The organism is Mycobacterium paraffinicum (assembly GCF_001907675.1).
Lineage (GTDB): Bacteria > Actinomycetota > Actinomycetes > Mycobacteriales > Mycobacteriaceae > Mycobacterium > Mycobacterium paraffinicum_A.
In genome coordinates this window covers 62,352-73,730 of the sequence record NZ_MPNT01000030.1, presented here as the reverse complement: position 1 = coordinate 73,730, position 11,379 = coordinate 62,352, and the positions used below count along the sequence as shown (strand labels likewise).

Genomic DNA, 11,379 nt, shown 5'->3' with positions numbered 1-11,379 from the left:
CTCCGCCAGCGCGGCGCCCAACGAGTCGGTCCGGCTGGGGCAATCGCGGTTGTCGACGCTGCGCAGATCGCCGGCCAACCGCGCCGGAGAGATGGTGGCGCTGCGCGGCTCGGCGTCGGTCACGGCGGCGATTGCGGCGCGGGAGCTTGCGCGCCGCCCGGCGGGACACCCGGCTCGGGTCCGCCCGGCCCGCCCGGGCCGCCGCCCGGGCCCGGCGGAGCGTTGGTGATCGTGGTGGGCGGGCCGACCGGGATCGTGATGCCCGGGGCCACCTCGATGGTGGGCTGAATGACGGTCACCGACGGCGCCGGTGGCGGAGGCGGCGGCGCCGGGACGCCCGCGTAACCGCCGATCTCGGTCGGCTTGGGGAACGACTCGTTCGACGTGCCCTTCAACGCGCCGTCCATCGTGGACTTCCAGATGTCCGACGGCAGCCCCGAGCCGTAAACCGGTGCGCCCGAGGCCGTTACGAGGGGCACGTCACCTTTCGCGGTGCCGACCCACACGGCCGTCGACAGTGACGGGGTGTATCCGACCATCCAGGCGTCCTTGTCGGCGGTCGTGTCGCCGAGCTGCGTGGTACCCGTCTTGGCCGCCGACGGCCTGCCGCCGGCCAGGGCGTGGCCCCGCGAGTAGCTGGGGATCGGCTCCATGGCCGCGGTGACGTTGTCCGCGACGGCCTTAGGGATCCGCTGCTCGCCATTGTTGTCGGATTTGCTCGCGTCGAAGAGCACCTGCCCGTCGGAGCTGACGACTTTCTGCACGAAGTGCGGACGGTGGTAGAGACCCGAGGCCGCCAGCGTGGCGTACGCCGAGGCCATGTCGATCACCCGAGTCTGGTACTGACCCAGCACAACTCCGTTGTTGGGCGGGCCGCCCTTGCCGTCCTCGGAGAGCGTGTGCTGCACACCCGGGAAGCTGGTGGCGATGCCGGCCTGGTGCGCGGCGTCCGCGACGGCCTGCGGCCCGCCCTTGAGCTTGAGCATCAGCCGGTAATAGGAGGTGTTCAACGATTGCTTGAGGGCCTGGGCGATGTTGCACGTCCCGCAGCCCTCACCGTCGACGTTGGTGATCTTGATGCCGTCGACCGTCAGCGGCGAGCTGTCGACTTGGTAGCCCAGGCCGATCCCCTGCTCGAGCGCCGCGACCAGCGCGAAAACCTTGAACGACGAACCGGTTTGCAGCCCGGCCTGCGCGAAGTCGAATCCATTGGCGTCCGTGCCGCCGTAATAGGCGCGTATCGCCCCGTCGTGGGGGTCGATCGACACCACGGCCGACCGCATGTCGGGGTCTTGCCCGTCGAGGTATTTCGAAACCGCCTTCTCCGCGGCCTGCTGGGCTTTCGGGTCGATGGTGGTGGTGACCTGCAAGCCCTGGGTGTTCAGGGTCCGCTCGTCGATGTTGAACAGCTCCATCAACTCTTTGGTCACCTGACGCTCGATCAGGCCGTTGGGCCCGGTCGTCTGGTTTTCCGCGCGCGCCTGGTCCGGCGGCACCGTCTGCGGAAACTCCTGCGCCGCGCGGTCACTGGGTGAGAGCGCCTTGGTCTCCACCATGCCGTCGAGGACCCAGTTCCACCGCGCCCGGGCGCCCTGCGGGTCGACAGCCGGATCCAGCGACGACGGCCGTCGGATCAGCGCGGCCAGCAGCGCCCCCTCGGAGACGGTGAGCTGCTCGACCGGCTTGTTGAAGTAAGCCTTGGCGGCGGCGGAGATGCCGTAGGCGCCGCGGCCGAAGTAGATGATGTTCAGGTACGCCTGCAGCACATCGTCTTTCGACCACTCCCCCGACATCTTGGTGGCGATCACGAGTTCCTTGGCCTTGCGCATCAGACCGCTCAGGCCGTGCTGAGCCGAACCCACCAGCGCGTTCTTCACGTATTGCTGGGTGATCGTCGACCCGCCCTGCAGGTCGCCGTTCCCGAAGAGGTTGTTGTTCACCGCCCGAGCGAAGCCGGTGAAGTCGAAACCCGGGTTCGAATAGAAGTTGCGATCCTCGGCGGCGATCACCGCCTGCCGCACGTGCACCGGCACCTGGCTGATGTTGACGTCGACCCGATTGCCTTCGGGCGGAATGATCTTGGCGATCTCGGATCCGTCGCTGGCCAGGATTGTGGAGACCTGGTTCGTGCGCAGGTCGCCCGGCTTGGGGATATCGACGATGAAATACGCCATCGTGAACGTGACGATCGGCAGCAGCACCAACACCGCGGCCGACAGGTAGGCCGCTCGCCGCACCCACAGCCAATTGATCTGTTGCGTCCAGTGCACGTCACGCCGCGGCCGGCGTCCGAACCCGTCGGGGCCGCCGGGCCGTCGCGGGCCGGATGGCGGCGGTGGTCCTCCCGGTGGGGCTCCCGCGCTCGGCCGCTCGCGCCGCGACGGCGTCCGGCTTTCCAGCGCGGCCTTGACCTCCTCGAGCGCATCGCGCTGCAACGGCGTCGACGGGGGGCCCTCCAGCGCGGCCTTGACTTCCTCGATGCTGGGATCGGGCCGCCGGGGTGACCGGTCGTCGACAACCGGCGGCAGGATCGTTGTCATCCGGTCGTCTGGGGGAACCCCGCGCCGTTGACCGGGTGCCGACTGCGCGTCACGCGGGCGCTCGCCGGTTCCATGTTTGCCCACGCGTTCAGTCGCCGGCCCATCTGCGTTGTTGGACGACTGGTCGCGGCGTCCGTCGTTACTCAATGGCCGTGCGCGCGCCGTTTCGCGCCGTCCGCGTGGTGCGGGTGCCCTTGGGTGGGCGCGCCGCGCCGAGCACGTACGACTTGACCAGATGATTCCAACTGCAGGTCCGGCACACCTCCACCACGTGGACGGCGAACTCCTCGAAGCGAGTCGCCAGCAGGACCAGCTCTTCGGCCGTGCGGGCCGACCCCGATACCGGACCCAGGTGTTCGCCGAACACCCACGACACCAGCGTCAGCTGTTCCTTGCGACAGATCGGGCACATGACCTGGCTCGGTTTCCCGTGAAACTTGGCGGCGCGCAGCAGATAAGGGTTCGCGTCACATACCTCGGACACGCCGGTGCGGCCCGAGTACACCTCGGCCAGCAGTGCCCGCCGCCGGAGGGCGTAGTCCACCACTTGTCGCTGCAGTCGCACGCCCACCAGAGTACGTCTCCATCCGGACGGCCGATACGCAACCAAAACTGTGGCGCCCGAAGCCGGTGATCGGTTGATTCTTTCCGTGACGAACTGGGGCGGGACTCTACGATCATCCCCGTGGCGAAATGGCTCGGGACATCGCTTGGCGGTGGCGTGGCGGCGAGCACCCGCGCCAAAGACATCAACCGGCAGGACGCCTGCAAGATCCTGGACAACGCCCTCAACGACGGCGAGCTCTCCATGGAAGAGCATCGTGAACGCGTGAGTGCGGCCACCAAGGCCGTCACGCTCGGCGACCTGCAGGACCTGGTGAGCGACCTGCAGACCGACAGCAGCGCCCTGCCGACAACCACCGTCAAGCGCATGCCGGTGCCGCCGAGGCTCAGGGGCTGGGGGGTGCTCGGCGCCGCATTCGTCGTGTCGGTACTGCTCGGCATCGGCATCGGGTGGGGCATGTACGGCAACACCACGTCGCCGCTCGACTTCACCACCGACCCCGGCGCCAAGCCCGACGGAGTCGCCCCGATCGTGCTGACGCCGCCCACCCAATTGCATTCAGTCGGCGGGCTGACCGGCCTGCTCGAGCAAACACGGAAACGGTTCGGCGACGCAGTGGGCTACCGCTTAGTGATCTACCCGACGTACGCGGTGCTCGACCGGCAGGATCCCTCCGACGATCGCCGGGTGTTGGCCTATACCTACCGCGGCGGCTGGGGCGACCCGACAAGCTCGGCCAAGAGTTCCGCCGACGGGCCCTTTCCGGTGGACCTGAGCAAGTTCGACGTCACGGCGACGGTGGGCATCATGCGCGGTGCCCCGCAGACCCTCCACATGAAGCCTTCGGACGTCAAGACCGAATACCTCAACATCCAGCCGGCGAACGACCCGACGACGCCCGGCGCCCTGTCGTTGTCGCTGTACGTCTCCAGCGACTACGGTGGTGGCTACATCGTTTTCGCAGGTGACGGCACCGTGAAGCAACTGAATCTGCCGTCTTAAGCACGACCGGGCCGGCGCGTCGCCAGCGCGATTCGATTCCGCGCACCCGGAGCTAATGGCTGCCGAACTTCCGGTGGTGTTGTGGCGAATATATCGAGACGATACGATTACGCGACGCGTCGAGCCGTCGTAACCAGCCGTGCAAAGGAGGTGCTTCGATGCTTGAGCTCGCCATCCTGGGCCTGCTGATCGAATCGCCGATGCATGGTTACGAGTTGCGCAAAAGGCTGACCGGTCTCCTCGGCGCGTTCCGTGCGTTCTCGTATGGTTCCCTGTACCCCGCCCTGCGGCGGATGCAGGCCGAAGGGTTGATCGCCGAGGACGCCGCCCCGGCCGGCACGCCGGTCCGGCGGGCACGGCGCGTCTACCAGCTAACCGACGAGGGCCGTCGGCGCTTCGGTGAGCTGGTGGCCGACACCGGTCCGCACAACTACACCGACGACGGCTTCGGGGTGCACCTAGCGTTCTTCAACCGGACTCCGGCGGAGGCGCGCATGCGCATCCTGGAAGGTCGCCGCCGTCAGGTTGAGGAGCGGCGGGAAGGCCTGCGTGAAGCCGTGGCGCGGGCCAGCAGCTCGTTCGATCGCTACACCCGCCAACTTCACCAACTGGGGCTCGAGTCCAGCGAGCGCGAAGTGAAGTGGCTCAACGAGCTCATCGCTGCGGAGCGGGCGATGCCCGGCCTCTCCGAGCAGACGTAAAACCCCTGCACGAAATTCATCAGCCGCGACAAAGAGTTATGGAGTTAGGAGAACGCCCTATGAGTGACCAGAACGCGCCAATCGCGTCGACGGAGGTACGAGTCGCCATTGTCGGCGTCGGTAACTGCGCGTCTTCGCTGGTACAGGGCGTCGAGTACTACCAAAACGCCGACGAGAACAGCACCGTGCCCGGTCTGATGCACGTTAAGTTCGGCCAGTACCACGTGCGTGACGTCAAGTTCGTCGCCGCCTTCGACGTGGACGCCAAGAAGGTCGGCTTCGACCTCTCGGACGCGATCTTCGCCTCGGAGAACAACACGATCAAGATCGCCGACGTGCCGCCCACCAACGTGGTGGTGCAGCGCGGCCCGACGCTGGACGGCATCGGCAAGTACTACGCCGACACCATCGAGCTGTCGGATGTCGAGCCGGTCGACGTGGTCAAGGCGCTCAAGGACGCCGAGGTGGACGTGTTGGTGTCCTACCTGCCGGTGGGCTCGGAAGAGGCCGACAAGTTCTACGCCCAGTGCGCCATCGACGCCGGCGTGGCGTTCGTCAACGCGCTGCCGGTGTTCATCGCCTCGGACCCGGTGTGGGCCAAGAAGTTCGCCGACGCGGGCGTGCCGATCGTGGGCGACGACATCAAGAGCCAGGTCGGTGCGACGATCACGCACCGCGTGATGGCCAAGCTGTTCGAGGACCGCGGTGTGCAGCTGGACCGCACCATGCAGCTCAACGTCGGCGGCAACATGGACTTCCTCAACATGCTCGAACGCGAGCGTCTCGAGTCCAAGAAGATTTCCAAGACCCAGGCCGTCACGTCCAACGTGCAGCGCGAGTTCAAGACGAAGGACGTGCACATCGGCCCGTCCGACCACGTCGGCTGGCTCGACGACCGCAAGTGGGCCTACGTGCGGCTGGAGGGCCGTGCGTTCGGTGACGTGCCGCTGAACCTGGAGTACAAGCTCGAGGTGTGGGACTCGCCGAACTCGGCGGGCGTCATCATCGACGCGGTGCGCGCGGCCAAGATCGCCAAGGACCGCGGCATCGGCGGCCCCGTGGTCCCGGCGTCGGCCTACCTGATGAAGAGCCCGCCGCAGCAGCTGCCCGATGACGTCGCGCGCGCGCAGCTCGAAGAGTTCATCATCGAGGGCTAACCCCTTTCCACCGATCGTGCGGTGAGGTCGCTCCTGTGACCTCACCGCACTTTCGTTCTTGCGTTCTTGCGGGCCTCTTTGTCACGCACGGCGCTCCGGTGTTGGAGCCATTTCGTCCCCACTGCGCTGTGCGAGTGCTTAGCATCATCTCTCGATGAGAGTGCAACCCGCCGCGTTCCTGCGCACGACGCTGCCCCTGGACCTGTCCCGGCTCCAGGAGTTGGACGGCGGCCGGTACCACTCCATCTGGCTGCCCGACCACATGGTCAGCTTCTGGCCCGACTCGATCTGGACGCCCGAGTTCACCGACCTGGCCACCGCCTCCCCGTCGCCGCACCGCCACCTCGACGGCCTGGCGGTGACGGCCGCAGCCGCCGTCCTGACGGAAAACGTTCCGCTGGTCAGCGCCGTCGTCGACACGGTGCGCCGCCACCCCAGCCTGCTGGCGCAGACGGCGCTGACCATCGATCACCTCGCGAAGGGCCGTTTCATCCTGGGCCTGGGCAGCGGCGAGAGCGAGAACATCGTGCCCTACGGGTTCGACTTCTCAACTCCGGTCAGCCGTTTCGAGGAAGCCCTCACGGTGATCCGGCTGCTGTGGGACAGCGACGGCCCGGTCGATTTCGACGGGCAGTTCTACTCGCTGCGCCACGCCCGGCTGGACACCGAACCCTATGCGGGCCGGGCGCCGCAGATCTGGATCGGCGCCAGCGGCCCGCGCATGCTGGAAATCGCCGGCCGGCACGCGGACGGGTGGTGGCCCGCCGGCGCCTGGACGCCGGAGCACTATGCCGAAATGCTCTCCGCGGTAAGGAAATCCGCCGAGCGCGCCGGGCGCGATCCGCATGCGATCACACCGTGCTTCATCCAGGTGTGTTTGATCGGCGAGGACGACGACGCGCTCGCGGAGATCCTCCAAGCACCGCTGGTCAAGGCGTTCCTGCTGCAGGTCTCGGCGGAAATGTTGCGCGGCTTCGGATTCGAACATCCGATGGGGGATCGGTGGCGCGGCTTCCAAGACATCGACCCTGCCGTGCTCACCCGCGAGCGCATCCTCGCCTTCCTCGACAAAGCCACGCCGGAGATGGTCCTGGCCGCCGTGCCGCACGGGACGCCGACACAGGTCGCCAAAATCGTCAAAACGTACGTCGACGCGGGACTGCGCGTGCCCAAGATCCTGGACTACGGCGCGATGGCCGGCCTGAGCTACGCCGCGGCTTCGGCGGCCAACATCCGCGCCGCCGAAGACGAGCTGATGCGGCTGTGCGGAGGGGCCTCGTGACGACTCCCCTGGACGCCGCCCAGCTGCTCGCCGATGCGCAGGCCGAAACCGGACTGCGCGACTATGGCGATCCCACCTTGCCGCAACGCTTCACCGTCGCCGTCGACCGTCTCAACCGCCTCGGCATGGACGCCGAGGGCAACCGGCAGGCGGCACAGGTGTGTCGATGGCTGCTGACGTCGCGACTGGAATTCATCGAGGACCGCAACCGCTACCCGATCGCCGACGAGGTGATCGACGGGCCGATGTTCGTCACCGGTGAACCCCGTTCGGGCACAACGCTCATGCACGCCCTGATGTCCGTCGACCCGCGGGCGCGGGCACTGCGCTTCTGGGAGGTGATGTATCCGTCACCGCCGCCGGGACTTGCCGGTCCCGGCGATGAGCGCAGGGAGCGGGCCGACGCGGACTGGCGCGAGATCAACGCCAAGATGCCCAAGTGGCTGCACAGCCACCCGTACAACGACATGCTGGGCGACGGCCTGCCTGAGGACGAGCGCACCTGGGCGTTCGACTTCCGGGTGATGACCCCCACCGCCTGGTGGCGCGTACCGATGCAGTCACTGGTCGGCGGCCTGGCCACCGATCCGGCGGCGCAATACCGGCTGCACAAGGCCATGCTGCAACAGCTGCAATACCGCCGCCCCCGAAAGTATTGGGTGCTCAAAGGCTTTCACGGTTTCCGTCTCAAGGAACTGTTCGACACCTATCCCGATGCGCGCCTGGTGTGGCTGCACCGCGACCCCGTCCAAGTCGCCGCGTCGCGCACGATGATGATGGCCGACATCGCCGAAGGCATCGTCGGTCCGGTCGACCTGCACGCCGAGGCGAAGAAGCACCTCGAGATGACCCGCGCCAGCATCGCCAACACGATGAGCAATCCCCTGGTCGACGATTCCCGTATCCTGCACGTGCGCTACGCCGACTTTGTCGGCGACCATATCGGCACCGTTCGGCGCTATTACGAGTTCTGCGGTCGCGAGCTGTCGGACGACGCCGAAGCGGCGATGCGCGCGTACCTGGCCAACAATCGAGGCGACCGCTACGGCAAATTCACCTACTCCACCCAATTGCTGACCGACATCGGCGAAGACCTCGACGCGCTGCACGCGGAATTCCGGCCATTCCGGGAGCGATTCGGCGTCGCCATCGAGAACCACGCCTGACATGACCGGCCCACACCCCCGTCTGTCGGTGCACAACGTCACCTTCCAAGGCGAATCGCTGGCGGAACTGGAAGCTCACTGGGCGGCGCTTGGGGTCTCCCGGCTGAGCATCCTGGACAGCCAGTTGCTGGAGCCGCGCTTCCCAATGCTGTTGCACGGCAATGCGTATGCCGTAGAGGCCGTCTACCATCTGTTCGCCGGCGGCACGCTGTCCAGCGACCCAGACGCCGCCCGCGGCGCGCTGTCCACCGTGATCGCCGCCGCCGCCGCGGTCGGAGCCAGGACCGTCTACCTGCTGACCGGCGGGCGCGGTAACCTCACCTGGGCGCAGGCCGCCGAACGATTCTGCGCGATGGTCGCCCCCTGCGCGGCGCAGGCCAAGGAGGCCGGAGTGGCGCTCGCCATCGAGAATGCATCCAGCCTCTACGCCGACATCCACCTCGTCCACACCCTACGCGACACGGTCACGCTGGCCGAGATGGGCGAGCTGAGTGTGTGCATCGACGTGTTTCACTGTTGGGCGGAGGGGGATTTGGAGACCACGATGCGGCGGGCGCTGCCCCGGACCGCACTGATCCAGCTGAGCGACTATGTGCTCGGCGACCGGGCGCTGCCGGCCAGGGCGGTGCCCGGCGACGGCACGATTCCGATCGAAGCCTTCGTCGCCCAAGCGCTTGCCGGTGGCTACTGTCACGGTTTCGACCTGGAACTGATCGGTCCCCGCATCGACCGCGAGGGGCACCTGGAAGCTGCGCAGCGCGCATGCGATGTCGTCAGCGCGATGCTCGAGAGGCTGGGTGCGTGAGCATGGCCTTCGGCGACGGGCCCGACGACGCGGCGCTGCGGCAGGCCTGGTCGGAATTCTGCGCGCGGCTGCGGCAAGCGGGTGAGCAGGCCTTCAAGCAGGCCAACCCGGCGGCGGACGCCCATCGGGTCGACGCCTACCGGTTCCTCACCCAAAACCTCGGCCAGGCCTTCGATCTGGCGCTGGAGACACGCGACACCCGGTATCCGGCGCTGCACACCTTCTGCGGTCCGACCCGCAAGCTCGGCGGCGACTGCGCAGACTTCACTTACCAGCAGGCGTGGATCGACGGACAGTCGACGTACCGGCTTGCCGGGACACTCGGCACCGCAAGGTTTTTCAACGTCACGGTGCAGGGGCCGCGTACGCCGGGCCCGGGCGTGCTGCACGAACCGTTCGGGGACACACCGGAGGCCAACCTGCTGGGTCATCAGCTCCAGGTCGGCGATGCCGGGGAATTCGAGCTCTACATCGGCGGGCCCGAGCGCGGGCCGAATTGGCTGCCCACCACCGCGGGGTCACGCAAACTGTTCATCCGCCAGGGTTTCGACCGCTGGGACGAGCTACCGGCACAGCTTCGCGTCGAACGCATCGACATGGATTCCCCGAAACCGTTGCCCTCGCCGCCCGACATGGTCGAGGCGATGCGCTGGGCCGGCGACTTCGTCACCGGCCTGATGGCCGACTGGCCCGATTTTCCCTTCACCTACGGAGGGGTCGACGCCAGCCGCCCCAACGCCTTCCCGCAAGTCGACGCGACCGGCGCCGATGCCAAACGCGGCCGGGCCGCCGCCAACATGTACTGGGAACTCGCGGACGACGAGGCGCTGATCGTCGAATTCGGCGCCCACGACGGGTTATGGACGCTGACCAATATGGGTGTCTTCTTCAACAGCATGGATTACCTGTACCGGCCGGTGAGCTACACGCCGAGCCGCACGAAGACCGACGCCGATGGCCGCGTTCGTCTCGCCATGGCTCATCGTGATCCGGGCGTGCACAACTGGCTCGACACCCAAGGCTTCGCGTGCGGCAACTTGACCTACCGGCACATGCTCGAGGGTGAGCCCGCCGCGCTGAACACCCGGGTCGTCAAGCACGACGAATTGCTCGCCGCCCTACCGGCGGACACCACCATGGTCAGCCCCGCCGAGCGCGCCGCCGCGATGTGGGAGCGCTTTCGGGGCATTCGCCGTCGTTACGTCCTCTAGACGAGGGGGCTAGTTTTAGATCGTGGCCGAAATCTCCGAAGACGAACTCGACGGACTCGATGAGTTCTCGCTGTTGTCCGAGAATGCCGAGCAAGCCGGCGTCACCGGCCCGCTGCCGGACGTGCAACGCGTGGAAACGGGCGCCGGTGAGAACAAGATCAGCGCTCTGCGCTGGGGTGGCACTCCCCCGCGGATCGTCTTCCTACACGGCGGCGGCCAGAACGCCCACACCTGGGACACCGTCATCGTCGGACTCGGCGAACCCGCACTGGCCGTGGACCTGCCGGGGCACGGCCATTCGGCGTGGCGTGAGGACGGCGACTACTCACCGCAGCTGAACGTCGACGCCTTGTTGCCCGCCGTGCGCGAGCACGCGCCCAGCGCCGATCTTGTCGTGGGCATGTCGCTGGGCGGGTTGACCGCGATACGGCTGGCCGCCGCGGCGCCCGAATTGGTAAACGAACTCGTCCTCATCGACGTCACCCCGTCGGCGCTGCAACGCCACTCGGAGATGACCAAGGAACAACAGGGCACCGTGGCGCTGATGCACGGCGAACGCGAATTTCCCAGCTTTCAGGCCATGCTGGACCTGACGATCGCCGCGGCGCCGCATCGCGAGGTCAAGGCGCTGCGCCGCGGCGTCTTTCACAATTCGCGGCGGCTGGACAATGGCAACTGGACGTGGCGCTACGACGCCATCCGCAAGTTTCCCGACTTCGACGTCCTATGGGAGGACGTGGACCGGCTGTCCGCGCCCATCACCCTCATCCGCGGCGGAAACTCGAAATTTGTCAGCGACGAGGATGCCGCCGAATTGACCCGTCGCACAAAGCATTTCCGGACCTCGCACGTCGTGGAGAATTCCGGGCACTCCGTGCAGAGCGACCAGCCGCTGGCCTTGATCGAGCTACTGCGGGGGGTGCTGGACGCGCGGTGAGCCTAGGTTGGTC

At 67.2% G+C, this 11,379-nt stretch carries 11 protein-coding genes; 8 read left to right on the top strand and 3 right to left on the bottom strand.

The genetic code is table 11. The features are described from left to right. The 3 genes from BRW65_RS32430 to BRW65_RS24425 form a co-directional block, all read right to left on the bottom strand. Window positions 1-123: hypothetical protein (locus tag BRW65_RS32430; protein ID WP_244168189.1), on the bottom strand; the 123-nt coding region annotated here is incomplete at its 3' end. Continuing rightward, window positions 120-2,687, bottom strand: a complete 2,568-nt coding sequence (locus tag BRW65_RS24430) for a transglycosylase domain-containing protein (RefSeq protein WP_139273225.1) — start codon at window positions 2,685-2,687, stop codon at window positions 120-122. The genes BRW65_RS24430 and BRW65_RS32430, both read right to left, overlap by 4 nt. Then, the gene (locus BRW65_RS24425; RefSeq protein ID WP_067761414.1) at window positions 2,680-3,105 is read right to left on the bottom strand and encodes a DUF5318 domain-containing protein; all 426 of its coding nucleotides are present in this window, start codon (window positions 3,103-3,105) and stop codon (window positions 2,680-2,682) included. The genes BRW65_RS24430 and BRW65_RS24425 overlap by 8 nt, the downstream gene beginning before the upstream one ends. A 120-nt stretch (window positions 3,106-3,225) precedes the next feature. Between BRW65_RS24425 and BRW65_RS24420 the strand changes: the two genes are divergently transcribed. The 8 genes from BRW65_RS24420 (at window position 3,226) to BRW65_RS24385 (ending at window position 11,366) form a co-directional block, all read left to right on the top strand. Then, entirely contained in the window at window positions 3,226-4,107 is an 882-nt protein-coding gene (locus BRW65_RS24420; RefSeq protein ID WP_073878991.1) for a DUF1707 SHOCT-like domain-containing protein, read from the top strand. Window positions 4,108-4,265: 158 nt separating this feature from the next. Then, window positions 4,266-4,808: a PadR family transcriptional regulator gene (locus BRW65_RS24415; protein ID WP_003874738.1), complete on the top strand. Its 543-nt coding sequence runs from the start codon at window positions 4,266-4,268 to the stop codon at window positions 4,806-4,808. 59 nt (window positions 4,809-4,867) lie between these two features. Further along, entirely contained in the window at window positions 4,868-5,965 is a 1,098-nt protein-coding gene (locus tag BRW65_RS24410; RefSeq protein ID WP_073878989.1) for an inositol-3-phosphate synthase, read from the top strand. A gap of 154 nt (window positions 5,966-6,119) precedes the next feature. Then, window positions 6,120-7,247, top strand: coding sequence for an LLM class flavin-dependent oxidoreductase (locus BRW65_RS24405; protein WP_073878987.1), 1,128 nt, complete (start codon window positions 6,120-6,122; stop codon window positions 7,245-7,247). Beyond that, a complete protein-coding gene (locus BRW65_RS24400) occupies window positions 7,244-8,413 on the top strand; it encodes a sulfotransferase family protein (RefSeq protein ID WP_073878985.1) in 1,170 nt (389 codons plus the stop codon). The genes BRW65_RS24405 and BRW65_RS24400 overlap by 4 nt, the downstream gene beginning before the upstream one ends. Before the next feature lies 1 nt (window position 8,414). Continuing rightward, window positions 8,415-9,218 (top strand): sugar phosphate isomerase/epimerase family protein, encoded by an 804-nt coding sequence (locus BRW65_RS24395; RefSeq protein WP_073878982.1) that lies wholly within the window; start codon window positions 8,415-8,417, stop codon window positions 9,216-9,218. A gap of 2 nt (window positions 9,219-9,220) precedes the next feature. Beyond that, window positions 9,221-10,429, top strand: a complete 1,209-nt coding sequence (locus BRW65_RS24390; RefSeq protein WP_073878978.1) for a DUF1214 domain-containing protein — start codon at window positions 9,221-9,223, stop codon at window positions 10,427-10,429. A 22-nt stretch (window positions 10,430-10,451) separates the two neighbouring features. Further along, entirely contained in the window at window positions 10,452-11,366 is a 915-nt protein-coding gene (locus BRW65_RS24385; protein ID WP_073878976.1) for an alpha/beta fold hydrolase, read from the top strand. Window positions 11,367-11,379 lie beyond the last annotated feature (13 nt).